A 23,949-nucleotide genomic window follows, 5' to 3' on the forward strand; every position below is an offset into this window, starting at 1 on the left:
CAGCCGCGGCCGCAGTCGTGCCCAGCGGGGCCGTCGACCTACTCGAACGCCACGTCCGCGAGGGTCGCCGTCTCGCCGAACAGCCAGTCGGCGTGGTCGACGGCGTACTCCTTGTGCCCCGCCTCGATGTAGCCGAGCGCGTCGGTGACGAGAATCGGCCGGTAGTCCCGCAGGCCGGCGCTCCCGGCGGTGTGGAGGACGCAGACGTTCGCCAGCGTGCCACAGACGAGCAGGTCGTCCACGCCGTGGCTGTCGAGCCACCCCTCCAGTTGCGTCCGGTAGAACGCGTCGTAGGTGTGCTTCTCGACGACGAGGTCCTCGTCGCGGACGTCGAGGTCGCCGTGGAGGTCGGCGTCCCACGTCCCCTCGACGACGTGTTCGCCCCAGCGCTCGAACTCGTCGTAGTAGTGGTTGCCGTCGAACTGTTCCGGCGGGTGGACGTCGCGGGTGTAGACGACGTGCGCGCCGGCGTCGCGGGCGGCGTCGACGAGGTCCGTGACGGGTTCGATTGCGGATTCGCTCCCCGGCGCGAACAGGCTCCCGTCGGGGTGACAAAAGCCGTTCTGCATGTCGACGACGACCACCGCGGTTCGGTTCGGGTCGAGTGCCATACGCGTCGGTTGCGCCGGGACGACCAAAACAGTACGCGCCGCCCCGATTCGACGCTCGAACCCGACAAGGTACTTCACTCCGGAGTCCAAGGGTACGATATGCGAACGACCGGTCTCCGCGCCGTTTTCGCCGCCCTACTCTTGGTTCTCGCCGGCTGTGCCGCCCCCACGGCCGCGCCCGGCGGTGACGCGCCGCCCGCGACGCCCGACCCGGACAGAGACGGATTCGCCGACCCCGACCGGGACGTGCTCGGCTGGGAGGACGGCTACTGGTACGACGAGGCCATCGACGTCGACCAGTCCGACGGCCTCAACGAGTCCGAGATGGAGGCGTACGTCGCCCGCGGGATGGCCCGCGTCGAGCACATCCGACAGTTGGAGTTCGACGAACGCGTCCCCGTGGACGTCATCTCCCGCGCCGACTACCGCAGCGGCAACGCCGGTGGCTCCGGCTCGGCCGACTCCGAGTTCAACCGCTGGAACGACCAGGTGTGGGAGGCGCTCTTTATCACCGGCGAGTCGACCGGGAGCGCGAGCGCCATCTCCGAGACGACCGGGAGCTCGGTCCTCGGCTTCTACTCGCCGTCCGACGACGAAATCAAAATCGTCACCGACTCGACCGACGAGCCGACCATCGACAACGCCACGCTCATCCACGAACTGGTTCACGCCCTGCAGGACCAGCACTTCGACCTGACCGACGCCCGCTTCCGCGGCGAGACGCAGGACGGTGATCTCGCCATCGACGGCATCGTCGAGGGCGACGCCAAGTACGTCGAACGGCAGTACGTCGAGCAGTGCGACGCCGGCGCGTGGGACTGCGTCGTCACGCCCGCCGCGGGCGGCTCCGGCGGCGGGTCGGGCGGTGGCGGTCCAAACCTCGGCATTCTGCTCACTATCTACCAGCCGTACTCCGACGGCCCGGTCTACGTCCACGACCTGTACGAACAGGGCGGTTGGGAGGCCGTCAACGACGCCCTGCGCAACCCGCCGGCGTCCACCGAACAGACAATCCACGTGACCGACGAGTCGCCCCGCCCCATCTCCTTCGCCGACGAGGGGACGAACGGCTGGACCACCTTCCCCGAACAAGGCGTCGAGGGCTCCGACACGGTCGGCGAGGCGTCGATGTTCTCGATGTTCTGGTATCAGGCCCGCACGTCCGGCGCGCAGACCGTCCGCGTCCAGTCCATCCTCGACACGAACTCGCGGTACGACACGTACAACTACGACGCCGCGCCGTCGAACGGCTGGGCGAACGACCGCCTGTTCCCCTACCGCAACGAGGCCGGCGCTGAGACCGAGTACGGCTACGTCTGGGTGACCGAGTGGGACACCGACGGCGACGCACAGGAGTTCCACGACGCCTACCTGAACATCCTCAGCGCCAACGACGCCAGCCAGCGGGACGACGGCATCTACGTCATCGAGGACGGCTCGTTCAACGACGCCTTCCGGGTCGTCCGCACCGGCGACCGCGTCGTCATCGTCAACGGCCCGGCACCCGCCGACGTGGACGAGATTCGACCGGGGCTCGCGTCGTAACCCCCGCGTCGAGACGCTTTTTCGTCTCCCGCCCCTGCACTCGCTATGAATCGCCGCCGCCTCGCCGCAGTTCTCTCAGCCCTTCTCCTCGTCGTCGCCGGCTGTGCCGCCCCCGTCGCCGACCCGGACGCCGCGGGAGACGCGCCCAACGACGCGGACGGGACCGCGGACCCGGCCGACGACTGGTCGTGGCCCGACGACCCGCCGACCGACCGACTGGGCTGGGAAGCCGGCTACTGGCACAACGAGTCCATCGCGGTCAACCAGTCCGACGGCCTGAACGCGACGGAGCGCGAGGCGTTCGTCGCCCGCACGATGGCCCGCGTCGAGGTCGTCCGCGAACTGGAGTTCGAAGAGTCCGTGCCGGTCGAGGTCATCTCGCGCGCCGAGTACCGGAATCAGTCCGAGGAGCCCGCCGACCCGGTCCACAGCGACTGGAACGACCAGGTGTGGGAGGCGCTCCTGTTGGTCGGCGAGGACCGAACTATCGACGAGGTGTTCGACGAGCTGTACGGCGGCGCGGTGCTCGGCTACTACTCGCCCTCGGAGGACCGCATCGTCATCGTGAGCGACGACGACCAGCCGACCATCGACCGCCGGACGCTCGCCCACGAACTCCACCACGCCCTGCAGGACCAGCACTTCGGACTCGACGAGTCGCCGTCGACGCAGGACGCCCAACTCGCCGAAAACGGGCTGGTCGAAGGCGACGCCCGCTACGTCGACCGGCTGTACGAGGAGCGCTGTGAGACCGAGTGGGAGTGCGTCCCCCGGCCGCCGGCGAGCGGTTCGGGAAGCGGCTCGTACGACTACCCGGTCTTCCTGACCATCTACGCGCCCTACAGCGAGGGTGCGACGTTCGTCTCGGACCTGCGCGAGCGCGGCGGCTGGGCCGCTGTCGACGACGCCTACGCCGACCGTCCGGCCTCGACCGAACAGATTCTCCACCCGAAGCGGTACCCCGACGAGCGCCCGGTCGAAGTGACGGTCGAAGACCGGTCGTCGGCGGCGTGGACGCGCTACGACACCGACCCCGTCGCCGACACGGTCGGCGAGGCGTCCATCTTCGCCACGTTCTGGAAGCACCGCGCAATCGACCGGGCGCGGCTTCAACAGGACACCGGCGCGTACTCGCCGTACAACTACACGGCCGGTCCCTCCGAGGGCTGGGCCGGCGACGCGGTGGTTCCCTACCGGCCGGCGTCGGACGAGACCTACGAGACGAACCCCCACGAGCGCGGCTACGTCTGGCAGACGGTCTGGGATACCGAGGCGGACGCCGAGCAGTTCGAGCGGGCCTACGTGACCTACACGCTGAAGCTCCGCCTCGGCGGGTCGTACGCGGGCGAGGACACCTACCGCGTCGACGACGGCCCCTTCGCGGACGCCTATCGGGTGACGAGAGAGGGGAACACCGTCACCATCGTCAACGCACCGACGGTGGAGCAGTTAGACGAGGTTCACCGTCGGGAGTGAACCCAGTGGCCCGGAACCGTGGTGGAGCTGTCGCTCCGATTCGTCGAAGAAAATTCCTCTTCGACGCACGTGACCGATTATACACCTTTTTCATCGGCCGGGTGGAATCCGCGCCAATGAGTGACTTCGATATCGTCGGTCCCGAGGCCATCCGCGGCGGCGTCGCGACCGACGCCTACTTCGAGCGGACCGAGGCGACCCTCCGACACGCGGGCAAGAACCCCCGCGTCGTCGCCGAGGTGACGGCCGACCAGTTCCCCGACGGCGACTTCGAGCTGTTCGCCGGCGTGAAAGACGCCGCAGAACTGCTCTCCGGCCGCGATATCGACGTCGACGCCATGCCCGAGGGCCTGCTGTTCGACGGCGGCCCCGTGATGCGAATCGAGGGTGACTACCTCGACTTCGCCCGGCTCGAAACCTCGCTTCTCGGCTTCCTCTCGCACGCGTCTGGCTGTGCGACGGCCGCCCTCGAAGCCCGCGCGGCGGCCCCCGACTCGACCGTCCTCTCGTTCGGCGCGCGGCACGTCCACCCCTCCATCGCCGCGATGGTCGAGCGGAGCGCCCTCGTCGCCGGCCTCGACGGCTTCTCGCACGTCGCCGCCGGCGAGATTCTCGGGAAGGAGGCGTCGGGGACGATGCCCCACGCGCTTCTCATCGCCTTCGGCCGCGGCAATCAGGCGGAGGCGTTCCGCGCCTTCGACGAGGCCGTCGACGAGGACGTGCCGCGAGTCGCTCTCTGCGACACCTACGGCGACGAGACCGAAGAGGTGCTGCAGGCGGTCGAGACGCTCGGCGACGACCTCGACAGCGTCCGCCTCGACACCACGTCCTCGCGCCGCGGCGACTTCCGCCACATCGTCCGGGAGGTCCGCTGGGAACTCGACGCCCGCGGCCACGAGGACGTGGGCATCTTCGTGAGCGGCGGCCTCGGGCCGGCGGAACTCCGGCACCTCCGGGACGTGGTCGAGGGATTCGGCGTCGGCGGCTACATCTCGAACGCCAACCCGGTTGACTTCGCGCTCGACATTGTCGAAGTCGACGGCGAACCCACGGCCAAGCGGGGCAAGCTCTCCGGCGTGAAGGAGGTCTACCGCACGGCTGACGGCGGCCACCACGTCGCCCTCCGCGGGCGGCCCGGCCCGACCGACGGCGAGGCGCTCCTCGAACCGCTCATCCGCGACGGCGAGGTCGTCTCGGAGTTCGACTTCGACATCGACGCGGCCGCGACGCGGGCCAGAGAAGACGCCGAGTTGGTCGGCTTCGGCGACGAGTAAGACGCGTTCTCGTTTTGCGGCGACGCTCGGTGCCGTCGCTCGCCAGTTTGGTTCTCCCCCCAAGGAGTCGAGTCGTCGCCGCGACGACTTACAGCGCTTCGACGCTCCCGCCGTCGTCGCGCTCGCGGAAGACCTGCCCTTCGAACAGGGTAATCATGGTGTCGTCGTCCTGCCACGCCAGCGGCGACAGGCCGGCCTTGCGGCAGGCGTTCGTGAGGAACTCCTCTTTCGACCAGCCGAGCTCGATGGGCAGGGTCGGGTACATCCAGCCGTGGGTGCCGCCGGCGTCGATGGCGACCCCGTGCGTGCCGAGTTCGATGTCGGCGACTGGGTCGTTAGTCAGCGTGTAATTGTTGACGATACAAACAGAGATGTTCAGATTCGGGAGTTCGGGTGCTTCGATTTCGGTTTGGCACGAGTCGCCCGACGCGGCCTTGATGGCCGCGTCGACGATGGCGTGACCGAGCTGGTCTTTCCCCCGATATGCGCCCGCACAGCCCCGCAGCCGACCGCGCCCACGTGTCGACTTGATGCGGACGAACGCCCCGGTTCGGGCGTAAAACGCGTCGCGCATGCTGCCCGGTTGCTCTCTCTGTCCGTGAAGAACGTACGATTCGACCGATTCCCGCGCTAGTTCGACCGCCCGCGCCCCATCCTCGTAGGTGAGGTGTACGGTCTGCGCCTCGGACATATTATCATTCAAGTTCTGTGGTGACTTCAACGCTTCCCTCGAATGTTATCGGGTTGTTATGTAGAATCGGTGCCACATAACGGGCGACTAAACCCGCGTATGACCCCGTTAATCGAACCGCTTATCCGACCGACCGGACTAGGGTAGGTCGGCAGAGAGAGCCCAGTTCCCGTGCCCGAGACGGGCATGAGGAAAGTCCCCCCACCGTCCGAACGGGTGACCGGGCGCAAGCCCGGAGTCGGAGACGGCTGGCGCTGGAACAGAAACGAGACCGCTCGACTTGACCGATGATGCGCGCGCGACGGCTCCGCCGTCGCCGGCGCGGACGGTTCTCCCGTCCGCGTGCGAACCGACCCGTAAGGGAAGGGAGTTAACCCGCAGAGGGAGTGAGATGGCGTCGCCATCTCTGACGGTCGAGAACGGATGGAACGGCGAATCCTCACCGGTGCAAGTCCGCGCCGCGAAGGTAGTTCGGACGGCGCGTCGGGTTCGCCCGTCGCGCCCTCGGGGCTCGCCCCGAGAAGGACGCGGACGCTGAGCCGAATGCTGGGACGAACAGAAGGGGGCTTACTCCTCTCAGCCGCTTTCGAACGCTGAGCGGCCGCTTTACCGGCCGAATCGCGGTGTCTGGCTCCGACAACCGAGCGACTGAACCGCCCCGGGGCCGTCGGGAAACGCTCTTGACCGTTCGCCGCCGCAGTCTCGGTATGCGCGGTTCGACCCTCCTCGTCGCGGCGCTCGTCGTCCTCGCCGGCTGTGCCGCACCGGTGTCGACCGGAAACGACGCGACGACTGCGACGACTGCGACGACTGCGACGACTTCGACGACCGCTCCGGCCGCGACGACCACCGAAACGCCGTCGACCGCAGTCTCGACTACTGCTCCGCCAGCGACCGCGACTGCAACGCCGACCGCATCGCCGACGCCCGAGCCGACAGAGACGTTCACGCCCGCCTCCGGCTACGGCCCGTGGGGCTCCGAGCCGGTCGTCGTCGCCGTCGAGGCCGCCGCCGCCGACCGCGACTACACCGCGCTCGTGAGCGAGGCGACGACGTTCTGGGAGGCGAACGACGCGCGGTACCTCGGCTACGAGGTCGACTACGAGGTCGACGCCGACGCCCGCGACCCGGACATGGTGGTCCGCTTTTCCGACACCATCCCCGAGTGTAGCGGACAGGCCGACGCGGTCGGCTGCGCTCCCTACATCACCCGCGCTCGGCAGATAGACCGCCCCGAAACGGTCTACATTCGGACCGGTTTCGGCGACGAGTCGACGGTCGAAATCATCGAACACGAACTCGGCCACACCCTCGGACTCGCCCACGGCGACGAGCCGGCCGACCTAATGAACGCCACGGGTATCCTCTATACGCTCCCGCGGACGAACGCGACCGAGAAGGCGTTCCCGTGGGACGACCCGAACTTCACGGTTTACGTGGACGACGCGAACGCCTCGGACCCCGACGCGGCCCGCGAGCAGGTCCGTCACGCCCTCGATTACTTCGCCGACGGCGAGCCGGGGATGCCCGACAACCTCACCTACTCCTACGTGGACGACCCGGCGGACGCCGAGGTTCGCATCTCCTTTGCGGACTCCTCGCCGTGCGCCGCGGGCGCGGTCTCCTGTGCCGCCGCCAGCGGCTACGACCCGGACGGGGACGGCGCGTTAGAGACGTATGGTAGCTACCGGGTCATCCTCGTCGACCTCGACACCGAGGCCGTCGGCTGGCACGTCGGCTACTGGACCGCACACTACCTCGGCGCGGAGGCCGACGACGAAAAGCCAGAGCCGTTCCGGAACGCGACGTACAACGAGCGCCGGAGCGAGTGGTGGACGTAGCGCCGTCGCCGCGTCGCCCACGCCGGCGCGTTTCGCGCCGAAAACGGCGGTGCTCGTCCGGTCGAATCGGCCGAGTCCTTCTTTGGGACGGCCCCCGTAGGAGCAGTCGTGATTCCCACCGACAGGCACGGTGACGCCCACGCCGCCTTCGACGAGGAGTCGTTCCGCGACGCGCTCGCCGAGTTCGGGGGCACCGATGCGGAGCGTCGGGTCGTCGCGCGCCAGGCCCGCGACCTCGCCGACTCGGGGCAGGCCGAAGCCGACCGCGGCGCGGCGCTCACGGGCGACGAAATCGTGCGGAACATGCGCGACGCGCCAGAGGGCGGCCCCGCGACGCGCTGGAACTGGTGGCTCGGGGCGCTCGAAGCCGCCTACGGCGGCTACCGCGAGTTCCAAGTCCGCCGCATCCCGAAAGCCTGAACGTCGTCTTCCCTGCCGTTCCGTGGCTCCATGTCCGTTCTTTCGCTTCTAGCGACAGCGATACGCCACTTTCTCGTCGCTGTCGTCGCGTCCGAGTGTCGTCTCGGACGGGTGCGGCCCGACCGGACACCCCCGTATTTCCGACCGTTCAAAACCAAAGCAGATTACACGCTTGTTACAGAAAGGGTGTGTAACGCGTACGACCAACCCTACCGGTGATGCCTACTCTACAATGACAGACAACTACGACGTGATTATCGCAGGCGCGGGCCCTGCAGGTGGACAGGCGGCACGAGACCTCGCCGCCCGAGGCTACGACGTGTGCGTCCTCGAAACCGAGTCCGAAGACGAGTTCCCCTCCAGAAGCAACAAGTCGACCGCCGGGACGTTCCCGTCGACGATGGCCTCGTTCAACATCCCCGACGAGGTCGTGATGAACTTCACCGACGATGTCGTCTTGGAGTCCCCGAACCACCACTACCACCGGCACCAGCCCGGTGCGGTCCTCGAGTTCGCGGACTTCAAGAACTGGCTCGTCGACGAGGCGGAAGCCGACGGCGCGGAGTACCACTTCGACGCGCGCGTCTCCAAGCCGATCATGGAGGGCGGCGAAATCGTCGGCGTCCGGTACAACGGCGACAAGGAAGTGTACGCCGACATCGTCATCGACGCGACCGGACCGAGCGCGCCGCTCGCCAAGGCCCTCGACGTGTGCGACCTCAATCGCCAGAAGCAGGCTATCGGCATCGAGTTCGAGTTCGAGGGCATGGACCTCGCGCCCGAGGGCTACGGCGACCTCACCGACGCGATGATGCTTCGGCTCGACCACGACATCGCGCCCGGCGGCTACTCGTGGATATTCCACACCGGCGGCGACACCGCGAAGGTCGGCGTCTGCTACATCCAAAACGAGGGACACCGCCACAACGCCAAGTCGGGCTACACCATCGACGACTACCTCCAGTACTGGCTTGACACCGACCCGCGCTTCGCGAACGCGGAGCGCATCGCGGGCAAACAGCACCGCGGTTCCGCGCACATCCAGCTTCCGGGCCGCATGAGCACGGACAACTTCATGGCTATCGGCGACACGGTGCCGACCGTCGACCCGCTGTGGGGCGAGGGCATCGACAAATGCATGCGCTCGGGCCGGGCCGCGGCCGCGACCGCCGACCGCGCGCTCACGAACTCCGACCGCGACACCTCGGCGTCCGAACTCGCCATCTACGACCAACTGTGGCACGAGCGCGTCGCGCCGAAGGTCAAAAACCGCCTGTTCATGACGGAGATGCTCTACCGCGCCTCCAACGAGCGCTACGACAAACTGCTCGAAGACCTCCATCGCCTCCCCAACGAGCAGTTGGACGCCGCCAACGGCGGCAGTCCCCTCGCCATGTTCCGCATGCTCAAGTTCGAAGACCTCTCTATCCTCGCCTCGACCGCGAGGGACTGGTTCTCGAACTGAGCGCCGGACGGAACGGGCATCTCTCTCGGTCCCCGCGGTTCTCGTCTCTCGTCTCGATGCGGTCTCTCTTCTCTCCGCCGCTCACTCGCTTTCGTCGCGCTCGTCGCGCTCCCCGCCGCCGTCGCCGAGCGTCGCCAGCGCGTCGGCCAGTGCCGCCCGCGCCGACGCGACGTGTTCGTCCGCCGCCTCGTCTTCGGTTTCGCCGACGTTCGACAGCAGGTGTTCGACGTGGCCGAGTCGCCTCCGAACCACGTCGTCGTCCGGGAGCGGGCCGACCGCGAGGTCGCCCGCGACGGCCTCCGCCTCGCCGAGCCACCGGCTCGCCGCCTCGCGGACGGGTCGGGTCGCCGTCGCGGCGAGTCGGTCGTGGAGCGTCGTCACCAGTCGGTCGAGGTCGTCGCCACCGCGGTGGGATTCGGGGTCGGAGCCGGTCACACCTCCGAAGACGGCGGCCGGCGTGAAAAGCGTCGAGTGCGGCGGGACCGACGAGCAAAAGCCCCTCCGGTCGGTACTGCCGGCAATGAAACTCCAGTTCCTCGGCGGGGCCGAGGAGGTCGGGCGCAGCGCGATTCTCGTCAACGAGTCGCTGCTGCTCGATTACGGGATGCTGACCGGGAACCCCCCGCAGTTCCCCGTCGGCTCCGTCGAGCCCGACGCCGTCGTCGTCTCGCACGGCCACCTCGACCACGTCGGGACGGTCCCCTCGCTCCTCTCGGGCGACGACTGGCCGGCGGTCCATTGGACGCCGCCGACCGACGAACTCGCCCGGACCCTCGCGCGCGACACGCTCAAACTCCACGGCGGGAGCTACAACTGCCCGTTCACCGAGACGCACGTCCGACGGATGACCCAGCAGTCGGAACATCACGACTACGGCGAGACGTTCGCGGCCGCCGGCCACGAGGTCACGTTCTACAACGCGGGGCACATCCCCGGCAGCGCCCACGTCCTCGTCGACGACGGGGAGACGCGCCTGCTATACACCGCCGACTTCCACACCGACGACCAGCGGTTGGTCTCGGGCACGACCGACCGCCCGGACGCCGACGTGGTCATCTGCGAGTCCACCTACTCCGACGTGGAACACGACGACCGCGCGACCGTCGAAGAGCGGTTCGTCGAGTCGGTGCGGACGACCGTCTGGGAGGGCGGCACCGTCGTCGTCCCCGCGTTCGCCATCGGCCGGACGCAGGAGCTTCTCATGGTGCTCGACGCCCACGACATCGACTGCTACGTCGACGGCATGGGGACGCGCGTGCTGCGGATGCTCCGGAACCACCCCGACTACGTCCGCGACGCGGCGGCGCTCAAGCGGGCGAAGTCGAACGCCCGAATCGTCTCGGGTCGAGACGGTCAGCGAAAGCGCATCGCCCGGCAGAACTCGGTCATCGTGACGACGAGCGGGATGCTCTCGGGCGGCCCGGCGATGACGTACATCCCCGAGATTCGGCGAGACCCGACGAACAAAATCTGTCTCACCGGCTATCAGGTCGAGGGGACACCGGGCAGAGAACTGGTCGAACGCGGCCGGTGCGAACTCAACGGCGGGGTCGTCCCCGTGGCCGCTCGCGCCGAGATGTACGACTTCTCCGCCCACGCCGACCGGCACGGGCTCCTGTCGTTTCTCGACGACTACCGCGGCGCGCCGGTGTTCGTGAACCACGGCGACCGCTGTGCGACGTTCGCCGAGGAACTCCGCGCCGACGGCTACGAGGCCGCGGCTCCAGAAATCGGAACGACGGTCGAGGTCTGAGGCGCGCGGCGGCCAGCGCGTAGCGACCCGACGTCTCCGGTCTCCGGCGCTCAGTCGCGCTCGTCGTCCGTTTCCGGGACCTCTATCGACCGGCTCGCGGCGACGCACGCGGACACGCGAAGTCGCGTTCGCCGCGACCGAAAGCGACCGAGGAACGAGCCGAACGCCCCATCGGATGAATCCGAACTCATGCTTTTAGGTTGGCCTAAATAATATTAGTCGTTGCGGTCGGCGTGCGCACTCTCTCCGACGGAGTCGGCCGTGCACCGACTCCCCGCGACCGCCTTTCGCCGACCGCTACCTGGCCGGAACCCCTTCGTTTCGCCTGCAACGCGACGACCGTCCCGAGTTCCGACGCGTCAGTCGCGTTCGAGTCGCTCGCGGCGGCGGTCGAACTCCTCGTCGTCGATGTCACCGCGGGCGTAGGCCCGGCGGAGTTCGTCGAGCGCGTCGTCGCCTCCGTCGCCCCCGTCGCGCAGGGCGCGGAACAGGAGGACGCCCCCGCCGACGACGACTGCGAGGACGAGCAGTTGGCCGAACAGTCCCATCCCCCACATCCACCACGGGACGGTCCCGCCGGTTCCGCCGTGCATCCACGTGTCGTGCATCCAGCCGCCGCCCCACCCCATCGGCATGCCGCCGCCGAGGCCGGCCATCCCGAAGAGGACGGGGAGCGCGAACAGCGCGGCCAGCGCGAGCAGGACGATGCCCGCGAGTCGCGTCGAGTCGTTTGTTGTCGTCATAGTGTTCACCGGAGCGGTGGTGTCCGCCCCACAGGTGTCAGTACGCGCTCCACGTTTAGGTCGATTGTCGCTTCGAGCCTTCGGCTCCGCCGTCGGCAAAGCTTCTATTCCGCCGCTTTGCGTCGCCCTGACTTTGGAATCTTCGACGCGGGTGGGCGCAGCGTTCGCTCCCCGCCAGTCGTGATTCTTCGCCGACAGCTGTCGGTTCATACTTGAACCTCGCTGTCCTCTCGCCGGTATGCCTGGTCGGTTGAACGTCCTCGTCGTCAGCGGGGACGCCGCCGTTCGCGAGCGTCTCGCGACCGAACTTCCCGATTCGGTCGGCGACGCCACGACCGACGTCCGCGTCTCGACTGCCGACAGCCTCGACGCGGTTCACGCGGTGCTCGAACGAAGTCGTATCGACTGTCTCGTCGTCTCGACCGAGGTCACCGACTCGGAGGGGCGACCGCTCGTCTCGAAACTCCGCGTCGACGGTGTGCCGCTCGTCTCGTTCGAGCGGCCGACCCCCGACGAGCACGACCTCGACAACCTCGGGCACGTCGTCTACGACGCCGCCCGCAACACCGTCGGCTCGCTCGACCACCGCGCGCTCTTCGAGGCCGTCAACGTCGGCCTCGCGGTTCGCAACCTCGAAACGCTCGAACTCGCCGACATCAACCAACACTATCTGGACATCCTCGGCATCGACCGCGCGTCGGTCATCGACACGACCCCCGCTCACGTCACCGCGGACGTTCCCGGTTACGACGCCGAACGCGCCCTCGACGAGGTCGAGACCGCCCGCGAGGAGGGCGAACACGTCTTCACGTGGCCCATCGAGAACGCGTCGGGTGACACCGTCTGGATTCGCGTCAGCCTCACCGTCGCCGAGATATCGGGACGAGACCGACTCATCTCGACGGTCGAGGACGTGACCGAAGAGCGCCGGCGCGAACGCGACCTCGAGGCGTTCAAGGGCGCGGTCGACGCCGTCGACGCCGGCGTCACCATCACCGAGAACGACCGGCACACGTACGTCAACGAGACCGCGGCCGACATCTGCGGCTACTCGGACCCCGAGTCGATGCTCGGGACGGGCTGGGGCCACCTCCACGACGAGTCGGAGCTCGAACGGCTCAGAGAGACGATTCCGCCCGCACTCGAAGCCGACGGCAAGTGGCAAGGCGAGGTGGCGATTCGCCGGCCCGACGACGAGCTCGTCCCGGTTCGGTTCTCCATCACGTCCCTCGAAGGCGACCGCAACGTCATGGTCTTCCAGAGCCTCTCCGAGCAGAAGGCGCGCGAGGACGAACTCGAACGGAGCCGCGACTTCCTCGAACGCACCCAGCGCATCTCGAAGGTCGGCGGCTGGGAACTCGACCTCACGGCCGACACGCTGGCGTGGACCGACCAGACCAAGCGCATCCACGAGGTGCCGCTCGACTACGAGCCGAACGTCGACGACGCCATCGAGTTCTACGCCGCCGAGGACCGCGACCGGGTCCGCGAGCTGTTGGACCGCTGTCGGTCCGAGGGCATCCCGTGGGAAGACGAGTACCGACTGGTGACCGCAGAGGGGTCGGAGCTGTGGGTCCGTACCCGGGGCGAACCGGTCATCCGCGACGGCCGGGTGGCGGCGCTCAGAGGGACGATTCAGGACGTGACCGCCCGCCGCACCCGCGAGCGCGAACTCGAGCGGACGAACGCCGAACTGGAGGCGCTCAACCGAATCGTCCGCCACGACATCCGAAACGACATGGCCGTCGTCGTCGGCTGGGCGGAGCTACTCCGGGAACACGTCGACGGAGCGGGCGCGGACATCCTCTCGCGCATCCTCTCGACGGGTCGCCACACCATCGAGATAACCGAGGTCGCCCGCGACCTGATGGAGACGATGAGCGGCGGCGGCGTCGAGACGCGCCCGATGTCGCTCGTGAACGCCGTCGAGCGCGAACTCGCGGTCCGCCGCGAGGCGTTCCCGCACGCGACGTTCGAGGTCGACGGCGAGATACCCGACGTGGCGGTGCGCGCGAACCCGCTCATCGCGTCAGTGCTTGGCAACCTCTTCAACAACGCCGTCCAGCACAACGACGGCAGCGCCGTCGTCACCGTCTCGGCGACCGTGGACGACGACGCCGACATGGCGGTCATCCGCATCGCCGACGACGGTTCGGGTATCCCCGACGCGCGGAAGTCGGTCGTCTTCGGTAAGGGCGAAAAGGGACTGGAGAGTACCGGAACCGGCCTCGGGCTCTACCTCGTCCACCAACTGGTCGACTCGTTCGGCGGCGAGATTCACTTCGAGGACAACGAACCCGCGGGCACGGTCGTCGTCGTCTCGCTCCCGCTCGCGTCGGCGGACTGAGCCGAGCGCAACGCTCTCAGACCGTGTCGGTCGGCTCGTGCGACTCGGCCATCTCGGTCGCGGCGGCCGCGTACGCCGCTTTCGTCTCCTCGTCGGAGACGCGGCCCAGTTCGTCCTCGGGCACGTCGACGGCGGCGTAGGTGTCGCGCACGTCGGACCCGAAACTCGTCAGCGAGCGTTCTTTGCGGTGGTAGCGCGTCCCGTCGGTGGTCGCGTACACGAGGATGATGATGTTCTGTTCGTCGTCCGAGTAGGTCCGTTCGACCAGCCACGTTCGCACGTCGTTCGACATGGTCGATAGTACGCGACGAACCGTGATACGTCCCCGGCCGATTCTCAGTCCTCGATGCCGAGCTCGTCGAGGAGCGTCTCCAGCGTGTAGCTCTGGAGCGCCCGGTGGCTGTCGCGCATCGCGGAGATGACGAACGTCGAGTTCGTCCGCTCGACCTCCGGCGTCGCCTCGAAGTCGCTGATGAGACGCTCCACGCGGTCGGAGTCCGCGAGGTGGGCGACGACGATGAAGTCCGTCTCGCCCATGGTGAAGTAGAGCTGCGTGACGCCCTCTATCTCCAGCAGTTTGTTCCCGACTTCCTCGTACGACCCGCTGTAGTCCGCCAGCACCTCCACGACCACGGTGACGCCGAGTCCGAACGCCTCTAGGTCGATGTCGTAGAGGTCGTTCTCGATGACGCCGTCGTCCTTCAGGTTGTTCAGGCGGTAGTGGATGGTCGACACAGGGATGTCTGTCGCTTCGTGTAGCTTCTCGGGACTGCCCGTCCCGAGGTCCGCGATGGCCTTCAACAGGCGCACGTCGCGTTCGTCCATACCCTCTCGTTGCGGTCGGTGACGTAAGTCCTTGTTCTGTCCGCCGTTTTCGCCACCTCTCTCGCGCTCTCGAACTATCACGAATTATAGAAACTTTAGAACAGCAAAACCCAGAATTCTTCCTCTAAAATTCAATTCAAAACAAATCTCTTGTAGAAGGATTTAACAAGACGCGTCTCTGAGAACTGAAACAGATTCGACCATGACGCGAACCACTTGGAGAAACATTCCGACGACGCCCCTGCTTTTCGTCGCGCTCGCGGCGATGTGGGGCACCTCGTTCGTCGCTATCGAGGTCGGCTTGGAGTTCTTCCCGACGCTCTCTTTCGCCGCGCTCCGCTACGAACTCGCGGGGCTCGTGATGCTGGCGTACGCCTGCTACTCCACCGACCGCTGGCGACCCGAGGCCAGAGACGAACTGCTCGCGACGGCCATCGGCGCGGTGTTCATCATCGCCGCCTACCACGGCCTGCTCTACCTCGGACAGGAACACGTCCCCGGCGCGGTGGCCTCTATTATCATCAGCCTCTCGCCCATCCTGACTGCGGTCTTCGCCTCCGTTATCCTCACCGAGGGGTCGCTGGGAAAGACCGGGACGCTCGGGCTGCTCGCCGGGTTCGCCGGTGCCGTGCTCGTGGCTGACCCGGTCTCGGCGTTCTCGGGGTCGTCCGGGTCGGCGCAGGGACTCGGCATCGTCCTCATCTTCCTCGCGGCGGTGTCGTTCGCGCTCGGTGCGGTCCTCACCCGCCCGCTCCGGAGCGACCTCCCGGTCCAGTCGATGCAGGCGTGGTCGATGCTCCTCGGTGGCGTCCTGCTCCACGGCTGGGCGCTCGCCCGCGGCGAGTCGCTTTCGACTATCGAGTTCGCCCCCGCCGGTATCGCGTCGTTCCTCTACCTGACGCTCGTCTCCGGCGCGGTGGCGTTCCTCCTCTACTTCGAACTCTTAGACCGCCTCGGGCCGACCGAACTCAACCTCATCGGCTACGTCGAACCCGTGGTCGCGGCGCTCATGAGCTGGGCGCTCCTCGGACACGTCATCGACACGACGGCGCTCGTCGGCTTCGGAGCCATCTTCTTCGGCTTCGCCGCGATGAAAAAGGAGATGTTGGTGTCGGTCGCCGTCGCGGTCCGGCGACGGGTCGCCGCGTAGGTTCGGCTTCGTTCTGCTGTCTCTGTTTTCTGGGTCTGTTGAAATGCGTAGAACCTGAAAGAAGTCGTACGATACAGACAGAGGGTGGGTCGGTCAGTACGTTACGTGTACGATATTCCTTGATCAGTCATTTCCACATACAGGCCATAGTATGTATTATCTCGTTTGAGAAAGACCATCGTACCTTCCTGACGTCCCTTGTGTTCTCGTACACGGTTGACGAATTTGCCAAACGAGTCCGGGAAATCACACGTCGCATACCCGCCCTTCTCGGTTACCGTGCGGAGAATTTGCTTCTCACCCTCTGTGAGGTCTGAAAATTTGATCGGAGCATAATCACCACTGAGTGAGTTCTTGACTTGCTCGACTTTGATTACACTATCGTACATCTCGTCAAGGTCGTCTCGTTCGCCAGTCGTTATGCAGTCAGTCGACCGCTCCCAGTCGGTGAGGTCTGCTTCGTTGACAGTCCCGACAGGAGTCGAGGTGGCTGTCGACTGCTGGTTCAGTCCCGTTGATGAGTTACTTAGACACCCTGCTCCAAGTCCGGTGAGGATTCCACAGAGTGTACCGAGGATAGCTCTTCGTTCAAATGTGATTGCCATTATTCACTTATTGTCGCTCTCGACAATAGTGGCGGTGAAATGTCAAATAACTATTGTACTCCTCTCGGACACTCTACTGATACAGGTGCGCCCTCTATTCAGCACACCGTCAGCAAACTCCCAGCGACCGAGAAATTCAAAGAGCCGGTTTGCTCACTCCGCTTCCGCGGGGATGCTTCCCCGCAGGCCGACAACCCGGGCCACGCTGTCGCGCTGGACCAAGATGAACCCCGAGAGGATGACCCCGAAGCCGAGGACGGTCGCCGACGAGACGGACTCGCCGAGGAAGGCCCACCCGGTGACGGTGGCGACGACCGGCATCGCGTAGGCGACGAGGTTGCCGCGGACGGGGCCGGCCTCCGCGAGGAGCGCGAAGTAGACCGGGTAGGCCGCGGCGGTTGCGGGCATGCCCACGTAGAGAATCGCGGCGACGAGTTCCGGCGACCACGCGACCTGCGCGACCGACTCGCCGAGACCGAGGCTGGCGGCGTGGATGCCGACGGCGGCGACCGCCATCGCCCACGCGGTCTGCGGGAGCGTCCCGATGGACGGCCCGACGCGCTTGAGCAGGACGGTCCCGAAGGCGACCGACAGCGCCGAACAGACGATGAGCGCCTGCCCGACGCTCCCGCCGCCGAGGACGCTCTCGGGGCCGACGATGACGACGACGCCGACGAGTCCGAGCAGGATGCCGGCGGCGTCGACCGCGGAGATGCGCGCGTCGTCGAGGAGCAAGACGGCGAACACCGGGGAAGCCACGGGCATGATGCTGTACATGACGGCCGCCGCGCCCGTCGTCGCGTGCTGCTGGCCGAGGAACAGGAACACGTTGTTCGCCCCGAGGACGAACGCGGCGCTGGCGAGGATGCCGAACGCGTCCGCGCGGGTCCGCGGGAGCCAGTAGCCGCCGCGGACGGCGACGAGCGTCAGGAGGACGACGGCGGCGACGTCGACGCGGAAGGCCGCAAAGAGCACCGGCGGGACCGAGCCGATGGCGGCCTTGATGCCGACGAAGGAGGTGCCGAACAGCACCGCGGCCGCGACGAAGAGGACGAGGGTCCGGTGACGGCTCACGCCACCACCCCCCGCGCTGTGGCCGGCGTTCGATTCGCCGGGTGGGCGCGGGAGGTGGAGTGCGGTCGACGCTCGGTGCGTGGACGGCGTAAGGGCGTCGTCTGTATCACAACACATCCTGCGACTTCCGAAGGCATATGTCTAACGATTGGGATTGTTGCAACACAATTCGAGCATTCGAGACACAGATTCACACGATTCGTTGACTAAATCAGGATAGAAGTTCTCATGGGTGGTGTTGCCACGAACCGTCGGGGTCGCGCAGACGGTCGCGCCGCTCGGGGCGTCGAACGCTCGTCGAAAATCGGGGGGCTGCGGTCAGTCGCGCTGTTCGGCTTCGACGCGGTCGGCGTGCTTTTCGAGGTCGGCCGCGAGGCTTCGAGCCTCCTCGGGCGACAGCGTCAGTTTGTCGGCGTGCGGCGGGAGCGCGTCGAGCTGCGTCCAGTCGAGTTCGAGTTCGAGGGTAATCTCGTCGGGGTGCTTCCGCGGCGAGGTGACGTTGCACACCGCGAACGCCGACTCCTCGAAGTCGTGACCCGTCGCCGACGCGTCGACGAGGTCCAGCGTCGTGTAGGCGTTGACCTTCAGGATTCGGTCTGGCATCTGTGATTGAGTATCGGCGTCGTCGTAAATAGGTAGCGCGGCGGCGAGTCGTCACCGACGCGGATCGGTCCCGAGACAGGTCCGCTCAGTCGTCGCTCGCGATGGGCGTGCCGTCACCGTGGGTCGGTGCGGGACTCGCGTCCATCGAGTCGTCTTCCGCGTAGGGGTACCACGTGCGCTTCGTGTTGTGCATCATCGGGTCCTCGTAGCTGGTCTCTTCGGGTTCGACCAGTTCGGCGAGGTCCTCCTCGTCCGTCCGGGCGACGAACTCGCGGAACGTCTCGTCGCCCTCGCGGCGCTCTTCGAAGTTCGCGAGCAGGTTCTTGATGGCACCCGGCACCTCGTCGACGGGGACGCGCTGGGTGACCCACTCGGCGAAGTTGGGGTTCTCGCCGAGGCCGCCGCCGAGGCCGATGTCGAGCGCCTCGACCGGCTCGCCGTCCTTGCGGGTCTTCATGCCGCGGAGGCTGATGTCCGCAATCTGCGGCTGGGCGCAGGAGGCCGTACAGCCCGAGAGGTGGATGTGGAAGTCCTCGACGCCCGCGGGGAGTTCGACGTTCTCCTTGAGCCAGCGGGCGTAGCGGACCTGCCGGTTCTTCGTCTCCACGATGGAGAGCGAACAGAACTCGGTGCCCGTACAGGCGATGGAGCCGCGCATGAACGGGTGCGGGTCGGGCGAGTAGTGGTCGAGGAGTTCCTCGTCCTGCAGCGCGTCGAGCTTCTCTTCGGGAACGTCGGTGATGATGACGTTCTGGCGCTGCGTGACGCGAACCTCGCCGGAGCCGTACTCGTCGGCGACGCGGGCGAGCTCCTTCGTGTCGTCGACGCCCATGCGGCCGACGAGGACGTCGAGTCCGACGTAGTAGTTGCCGTCGGCCTGCTCGTGGATGCCGACGTGGTCCGCGTGGCCGCCGTTGGCGTAGCCGGAGTTGTAGGAGTACTCCGAACGCAGGTCTTCGCCGGCGGTCTCCAGTTCGAAGTCGACGAACTCCTCCTGGAGGACGTTGCGGAACTTCTCCGCGCCCCACTCGTCCATCAGGAACTTGATGCGGGCGTTGTAGCGGTTGTCGCGGTCGCCGTTCTCGCGGAACAGCGCGGAGATGGCTCCCGAGACCTCGGCTGCCTGCTCGGGAGTCACGAACACGTCGATGTCGCGGGCGAGCCGCGGCTCGTTCCGCGAGAGGCCGCCGCCGATGCGGATGTTGAAGCCCCTCGTCTCCTCGCCGTCTATCTCCTTGGTCGCGGGTTCGAGCGCGAGGTCGTTGATGTCGCCCTGTCCGCAGCCCTCGCGGCAGCCGGTGACGGAGACCTTCCACTTCCGCGGGAGGTTCGAGTGGTCGTCGTTGCCTTTGAACGTCTCGTTGAGCTCCATCGCGACGGGGAGCGCGTCGACGTGCTCGTGTTTGTCCTTGCCGGCGACGGGGCAGCCGACGATGTTCCGCCACGAGTCACCACAGGCCTGCTGCGTCGAGAGACCGACCGATTCGAGTTTCTCGAAGATTTCCGGGATGTCCTCCAGTTTGATCCAGTGGAGCTGAATCGACTGGCGGGTCGTCCAGTCGACGTACCCGTTGCCGAAGATGGGGTTCTCGGCCGGGCCGCGAGCGTACTCGTCGGCGACTTCCGCGACGACTTCGGTCTGGCCGGGCGTCAGCACGCCGTTCGGCGTCCCGATGCGCATCATGAAGTAGCTCTCTTGGCCGTTGCGCTGGTGGTACAGCCCCCACCATTTGAAGCGCTCGAACCAGGCGTCTCGCTCGTCTTCCGGGATGGTGTCCCAGCCCTGCTCGGCGAATTCGAGCAGGTGCTCTCGTATCTCGTTACCGTAGACCTCCGACTTCCAGCGTTCGACGTCCGTGGGCATTCGTATGAATGTCCATATACGTGCCCACGTAAGGCCCCGAGCGTACCGTCAACCCTTCCCGGTGCTGCCCAAAAGCGGAGAATGTTGCCTATTCACTGTCGTCGCCGCGTCGAACCGGGAGGACGACCCGCTCGCGGTCGATATCGACGAATTCGCCCTCGCGGAGCCTACCGACCGGAACCCAGCCGGGCACGCCCGCGTGGCCGCAGGCGATGCACTGGCCGTACACCTTCGCGGAGACGGTTCTGCCGTCCGCGCCGACGTCGAGGACGTTCTCGACGACGAAGTCGGGAAGCTCGCACCCACAGAATGACGGGTCGTCGAGCCGCCAGAGTTCGCTCACGCTCACTTCTCTGGCGTCGTTCACGGAGACCCACGCCCCGTCGTCGAGGACGCGCAGGGAGACGCTCATGGCTCACCCTCCGCGCTCCGGCTACCTATGCGGGGCGGCGCCCGCAATCCCCGCGGGGGAGCGCGACGCGCGTTCCGGCGGTCGTTCCGCCGTAGTCGTGCGATTGTGGCCGAAACCGGCCGTCAGAGGTAGGGGCAACCCGTTCCGGTAGCCGGGAGTGGGGGTACACATTACAGGTGCGGATTCCCTTATGCGGGTCCGCCCGGTACGTGGTGGTGATGAGTGACCACCGCACCGCCGTCCGACAACACGCCTCCGCCGACGTCGCCCCAGAGCTGTTCGAACCGTCACGGGAGGGCGACGCATGACCGGCGAGGCAGAACTCGAACCCGAACGCGACCGCGAGGCCGACGCCGAGGTCGAGTCGTCGACCGAGGCGGAGGAAGAAGACCCCACGGCTCACCTCAAAGACCTCGAAGACGGTGCGGGCTGTACCGAAATCTGGTCGCACCTCTCGGAGTCCCGCGAGGAGTAACCGTCCGCCGACCGGCCGCTGACCGCCCGCAATCGGTCGCTGTCGGCGTATCCCCGCCTCGGCCGTCCCTCGTTTGCCGGCCTCCAGCCACTCGCCCGTATTCCGCCCAGCGACCGTCCGCGCGCGAATCTCGCCTCTCGGGGGGACGTTTTTAAGCCAGAACGCGTTACCGATTCGTAGATGACGAACGACGAACGCCGACGAACGACTGAGGTCCCGGCCGACCGACGGGAACCGGTCGGTGAACCGGTCGTCCGCGGCGACCCCGCCGTCACGGGCGACCGCGCCCGCGAGGCCGTCGGCTTCGACCCCACCGACCCCGACAGCCTCGCCGAGGCCGCCAGAACGGTCCGCTCGTTTTCGGAGTCCACCGCCGGCGACGACGACCACGTGTTCATGCTCCGCGGCGCGGCCGCCTGCGCCGCGCTCGTCCGCGGTGTCGGTTCCTACAAGCGCGCCGCCGAGCGCGCCGGCGGCGACGTATCCGTCTCCTTCATCCGCAAGTGGGCCCGCGTCCACGACCTCCCGCAGTCCGTCCGCCGACACGTCGCCCGCGGTAGAATCGCTCCCACGGCCGCAAAACACATCGCCCGCGTCTCCGGCGACGCCAGACTCCACCTCGCGTGGGCCACGCTCGACGCCGGCCTGACCGTCCGCGAGGTCCGTCGCCTCGCCAGCGAGGTCAACGACGGCACGCCCGTTGTGGACGCGCTCTCGGCCCACGGCGTCGATATCGGCACGCTCGAGGTGACGCTCCCCGCCGACGTCTATCTCGAACTCCGCCGTCGCGCCTCGCTCGAAGACGCCGCTCCCGGCGACGTGGTCGCGGACGCCCTCGACGACTACCTCGACTGAAGAAAGCGCGTCGCAGTCTCCCGAATCACGTCCCGCGCGACCCCGACTTCTTCCCACTCGACGGTCTCGTCAGGGAAGTGCGCCTGGTCGATGTCGCCCGGTCCGAACAGCACCGTCGGGATACCCGCTTCGACGTAGTGCCGCGAGTCCGCCCCGTAGGTCACGCCGACCGGCTCGTCGTCGCGGCCGTCCGCCCGCAGCGCCCCGCGCAACGACTCCACGACCGGTTCGTCGGCGTCGATTTCGGCCGGCTCGAACTGCACCGAAAAGCGCTCGAACACCGGCGGGTGCGCCGAGAGCCACTCGTCGTCGGCGACGACGCGCGCCAGCCGTTCTTCGAACGCCGATTCGACCGCTGCGACCGTCTCCCCCGGCGCGACGCCGAGTCGCCACTCCGCGGTGAGCGTCCCCGCGACGCTCGACGCCCACGACCCGGCCTCGACGCGGCCGACGCAGACGGGCCACGGAATCGGGTAGTCGAAAAGCGGATGAGTGACCGCGTCGGTCCGCTCCGATTCGAGGTCGAAGAACGCTCCGCGAATCGCCTCGAACTTCTCGATGACGTCCACTCCGCGCCACCGCGAGGCCGCGTGTGCCGTCCGCCCGGTCAACCGGAGCCGCTTCATCACCGAGCCCTCGGTGGCGACGACCGGCTTGACCCGCGTCGGTTCGGCGACGAGCGCGGCGTCTCGCTCGAACGGATAGGGGGTGTCGAGCGCGGCCGCCGCGGCCCCGATGCCGCCTTCCTCCTCGCCGACGACGCTCTCGACGACCACCCGCCCGTCGAGGTCGAGATGGCCCGCCTCGACGGCGTCTCGGAGGTCGAGCGCGGCGAAGACGCACGCCGCGAGTCCCGCTTTCATGTCGGCCGCGCCGCGGGCGCTGACGGTGCCCGCGTCGTCGTCCCAGTCGGGTACAAACGGGTCGTGGGTCCACAGTTCCCTGTCGGCGGGCACCACGTCGACGTGGCCGTTGAGGACGAGCGTCCGGCCCGCGTCGGGGTCGCCGAACTCGACCACGCCGGCGACGCTCGGGCGGTTCGCCGCGTCGATGTCGTCGGGGTCGTCGGGAAACGACGGGTGTTCGGCCAGGCGTGCCGGGTCGGCGGTCCACTCGTGGGTGTCGAAGCCGAAGTCGTGTAGCCGGTTTTTGACCCACTGCTGAGCCGGGGCCTCGGCGCGGGCGACGCTCTCGAACCGGAGCAGCGTGTCCACGAAGTCGCGCAGGTCCATATTATGGGGGACGTGAACGGGGTACAAAGCAGGAGGGGGCGGCGAAAATAAACGCTTATCAGTATCCCCACTTAAAGAAAATCCGAGGGCTGGTAGCTCAGTTAGGCAGAGCGTCTGGCTTTTAACCAGACGGTCGGGGGTTCAAGTCCCTCCCAGCCCGTTTCTGCGACGGACTTCGTGCGGAGTGCAACGGCTCTGGAGTCGTCGAATCTGGGGGCGAGTCGCGCGGAACGTAAGCTACGCTTCGCCGTCCTCACCGGCCGCGTCGTCTTCTCGCTGCCTGATTTCCGCCTCCACCGGCGGCTCGAGACTGATGAGCTCGTAGAACTCCCCGTCTTTTCGAAAGCCGAGCACCACCTCGTCGACCCCCGTCGCCTCGTCCAACGTTAGCGTTAGATACTCTTCTGCCACGTCTGGTAGCCCCCCGAAACATGTTACTCATCCAATCACACAACTGTTCTGGCAGACCCACAGTTCCGTGCGAAATTCGGACACGGCCGGTAACCGCCGCCCCGTGTTCATGCGAGAATCCTCGGAACTCGCGAATAGGACGTGTAGTCCGCCCACACTTCTGACGCATTCCCACGCGGGCGACAGTGTGCGCTCACGTCGTCGGCTCAGTCGGTAGCAGTCCGGAAGCGGCAAACACCCTCCGCCCCGTGGCCACCGCCGACGGGTGGCAGGGGGC

25 protein-coding genes, 1 tRNA gene and 1 other RNA gene are annotated in these 23,949 nt (G+C 67.1%); 13 read left to right on the plus strand and 14 right to left on the minus strand.

The features are described 5' to 3' along the window. Nucleotides 1-38: 38 nt before the first annotated feature. The gene (locus BN984_RS00385; protein WP_008096598.1) at nt 39-611 is read right to left on the minus strand and encodes a cysteine hydrolase family protein; all 573 of its coding nucleotides are present in this window, start codon (nt 609-611) and stop codon (nt 39-41) included. A 99-nt stretch (nt 612-710) separates the two neighbouring features. Between BN984_RS00385 and BN984_RS00390 the strand changes: the two genes are divergently transcribed. From BN984_RS00390 to BN984_RS00400, 3 genes are all read left to right on the plus strand, one after another. Then, nucleotides 711-2,156, plus strand: coding sequence for an Hvo_1808 family surface protein (locus BN984_RS00390; protein WP_049913680.1), 1,446 nt, complete (start codon nt 711-713; stop codon nt 2,154-2,156). 45 nt (nt 2,157-2,201) lie between these two features. Continuing rightward, the gene (locus tag BN984_RS00395) at nt 2,202-3,632 is read left to right on the plus strand and encodes an Hvo_1808 family surface protein (RefSeq protein ID WP_008096596.1); all 1,431 of its coding nucleotides are present in this window, start codon (nt 2,202-2,204) and stop codon (nt 3,630-3,632) included. Nucleotides 3,633-3,748: 116 nt separating this feature from the next. Next, nucleotides 3,749-4,906 (plus strand): nicotinate phosphoribosyltransferase, encoded by a 1,158-nt coding sequence (locus tag BN984_RS00400; RefSeq protein WP_049967392.1) that lies wholly within the window; start codon nt 3,749-3,751, stop codon nt 4,904-4,906. 88 nt (nt 4,907-4,994) lie between these two features. Here BN984_RS00400 and BN984_RS00405 read toward each other — a convergent pair whose 3' ends face one another. Then, the gene (locus BN984_RS00405; protein WP_004976452.1) at nt 4,995-5,597 is read right to left on the minus strand and encodes a TIGR00296 family protein; all 603 of its coding nucleotides are present in this window, start codon (nt 5,595-5,597) and stop codon (nt 4,995-4,997) included. A 150-nt stretch (nt 5,598-5,747) separates the two neighbouring features. Between BN984_RS00405 and rnpB the strand changes: the two genes are divergently transcribed. From rnpB to BN984_RS00420, 4 genes are all read left to right on the plus strand, one after another. Then, an RNA gene (gene rnpB / locus BN984_RS15150) (RNase P RNA component) lies at nt 5,748-6,179 on the plus strand. A 125-nt stretch (nt 6,180-6,304) separates the two neighbouring features. Continuing rightward, the gene (locus BN984_RS00410; RefSeq protein ID WP_049967393.1) at nt 6,305-7,438 is read left to right on the plus strand and encodes a zinc metalloprotease; all 1,134 of its coding nucleotides are present in this window, start codon (nt 6,305-6,307) and stop codon (nt 7,436-7,438) included. Nucleotides 7,439-7,546: 108 nt separating this feature from the next. Then, nucleotides 7,547-7,858 (plus strand): hypothetical protein, encoded by a 312-nt coding sequence (locus BN984_RS00415; protein ID WP_004976450.1) that lies wholly within the window; start codon nt 7,547-7,549, stop codon nt 7,856-7,858. 232 nt (nt 7,859-8,090) lie between these two features. Beyond that, nucleotides 8,091-9,323, plus strand: a complete 1,233-nt coding sequence (locus BN984_RS00420; protein WP_008096593.1) for a digeranylgeranylglycerophospholipid reductase — start codon at nt 8,091-8,093, stop codon at nt 9,321-9,323. Nucleotides 9,324-9,404: 81 nt separating this feature from the next. On the opposite strand, the gene BN984_RS00425 is transcribed toward BN984_RS00420, so the two are convergent. Then, nucleotides 9,405-9,758: a hypothetical protein gene (locus BN984_RS00425; protein ID WP_049967394.1), complete on the minus strand. Its 354-nt coding sequence runs from the start codon at nt 9,756-9,758 to the stop codon at nt 9,405-9,407. 85 nt (nt 9,759-9,843) lie between these two features. On the opposite strand from BN984_RS00425, the gene BN984_RS00430 reads away from it, so the two are divergent. Next, nucleotides 9,844-11,076, plus strand: coding sequence for an MBL fold metallo-hydrolase (locus BN984_RS00430; protein ID WP_008096591.1), 1,233 nt, complete (start codon nt 9,844-9,846; stop codon nt 11,074-11,076). A gap of 50 nt (nt 11,077-11,126) precedes the next feature. On the opposite strand, the gene BN984_RS19550 is transcribed toward BN984_RS00430, so the two are convergent. After that, complete coding sequence (locus BN984_RS19550; protein ID WP_181950668.1) at nt 11,127-11,267, minus strand: hypothetical protein; 141 nt, start codon at nt 11,265-11,267, stop codon at nt 11,127-11,129. 168 nt (nt 11,268-11,435) lie between these two features. After that, complete coding sequence (locus BN984_RS00435; protein WP_008096587.1) at nt 11,436-11,819, minus strand: SHOCT domain-containing protein; 384 nt, start codon at nt 11,817-11,819, stop codon at nt 11,436-11,438. Between the two features lie 238 nt (nt 11,820-12,057). Here BN984_RS00435 and BN984_RS00440 point away from each other — a divergent pair, with 238 nt between their 5' ends. Further along, on the plus strand, nt 12,058-14,166 hold the full coding sequence (locus BN984_RS00440) for a PAS domain-containing protein (protein ID WP_049967395.1): 2,109 nt from the start codon (nt 12,058-12,060) through the stop codon (nt 14,164-14,166). A gap of 16 nt (nt 14,167-14,182) precedes the next feature. Here BN984_RS00440 and BN984_RS00445 read toward each other — a convergent pair whose 3' ends face one another. Next, complete coding sequence (locus BN984_RS00445) at nt 14,183-14,458, minus strand: hypothetical protein (RefSeq protein ID WP_049967396.1); 276 nt, start codon at nt 14,456-14,458, stop codon at nt 14,183-14,185. Nucleotides 14,459-14,502: 44 nt separating this feature from the next. Further along, nucleotides 14,503-14,991 (minus strand): Lrp/AsnC family transcriptional regulator, encoded by a 489-nt coding sequence (locus BN984_RS00450; protein ID WP_004976442.1) that lies wholly within the window; start codon nt 14,989-14,991, stop codon nt 14,503-14,505. Nucleotides 14,992-15,193: 202 nt separating this feature from the next. Here BN984_RS00450 and BN984_RS00455 point away from each other — a divergent pair, with 202 nt between their 5' ends. After that, nucleotides 15,194-16,141: a DMT family transporter gene (locus tag BN984_RS00455; RefSeq protein WP_008096581.1), complete on the plus strand. Its 948-nt coding sequence runs from the start codon at nt 15,194-15,196 to the stop codon at nt 16,139-16,141. A 101-nt stretch (nt 16,142-16,242) separates the two neighbouring features. On the opposite strand, the gene BN984_RS19285 is transcribed toward BN984_RS00455, so the two are convergent. From BN984_RS19285 to BN984_RS00475, 5 genes are all read right to left on the minus strand, one after another. Further along, nucleotides 16,243-16,746: a hypothetical protein gene (locus BN984_RS19285; RefSeq protein ID WP_152420040.1), complete on the minus strand. Its 504-nt coding sequence runs from the start codon at nt 16,744-16,746 to the stop codon at nt 16,243-16,245. 153 nt (nt 16,747-16,899) lie between these two features. Further along, entirely contained in the window at nt 16,900-17,820 is a 921-nt protein-coding gene (locus tag BN984_RS00460) for a DMT family transporter (RefSeq protein WP_049968560.1), read from the minus strand. 318 nt (nt 17,821-18,138) lie between these two features. Continuing rightward, nucleotides 18,139-18,423 (minus strand): DUF6360 family protein, encoded by a 285-nt coding sequence (locus BN984_RS00465; protein ID WP_008096578.1) that lies wholly within the window; start codon nt 18,421-18,423, stop codon nt 18,139-18,141. A gap of 85 nt (nt 18,424-18,508) precedes the next feature. Continuing rightward, nucleotides 18,509-20,287, minus strand: coding sequence for a nitrite/sulfite reductase (locus BN984_RS00470; protein WP_008096577.1), 1,779 nt, complete (start codon nt 20,285-20,287; stop codon nt 18,509-18,511). An 88-nt stretch (nt 20,288-20,375) separates the two neighbouring features. Then, a complete protein-coding gene (locus BN984_RS00475; RefSeq protein ID WP_008096576.1) occupies nt 20,376-20,699 on the minus strand; it encodes a hypothetical protein in 324 nt (107 codons plus the stop codon). A gap of 304 nt (nt 20,700-21,003) precedes the next feature. On the opposite strand from BN984_RS00475, the gene BN984_RS19555 reads away from it, so the two are divergent. Together BN984_RS19555 and BN984_RS00480 are read left to right on the plus strand one after the other, a co-directional pair. Continuing rightward, entirely contained in the window at nt 21,004-21,174 is a 171-nt protein-coding gene (locus BN984_RS19555; protein ID WP_008096575.1) for a hypothetical protein, read from the plus strand. A 180-nt stretch (nt 21,175-21,354) separates the two neighbouring features. Continuing rightward, nucleotides 21,355-22,029, plus strand: coding sequence for a DUF7119 family protein (locus BN984_RS00480; protein ID WP_004976434.1), 675 nt, complete (start codon nt 21,355-21,357; stop codon nt 22,027-22,029). On the opposite strand, the gene BN984_RS00485 is transcribed toward BN984_RS00480, so the two are convergent. After that, nucleotides 22,017-23,261 (minus strand): M20/M25/M40 family metallo-hydrolase, encoded by a 1,245-nt coding sequence (locus BN984_RS00485; RefSeq protein WP_049967397.1) that lies wholly within the window; start codon nt 23,259-23,261, stop codon nt 22,017-22,019. The two genes, BN984_RS00480 and BN984_RS00485, sit on opposite strands and share 13 nt — an antisense overlap. Before the next feature lie 86 nt (nt 23,262-23,347). Between BN984_RS00485 and BN984_RS00490 the strand changes: the two genes are divergently transcribed. After that, nucleotides 23,348-23,421 (plus strand) — tRNA-Lys (locus BN984_RS00490). 77 nt (nt 23,422-23,498) lie between these two features. Here BN984_RS00490 and BN984_RS19290 read toward each other — a convergent pair. Beyond that, complete coding sequence (locus BN984_RS19290) at nt 23,499-23,672, minus strand: hypothetical protein (RefSeq protein ID WP_156037871.1); 174 nt, start codon at nt 23,670-23,672, stop codon at nt 23,499-23,501. Nucleotides 23,673-23,949: the final 277 nt, after the last annotated feature.

The sequence above is a fragment of the Haloferax prahovense genome (assembly GCF_000723845.1).
Lineage (GTDB): Archaea > Halobacteriota > Halobacteria > Halobacteriales > Haloferacaceae > Haloferax > Haloferax prahovense.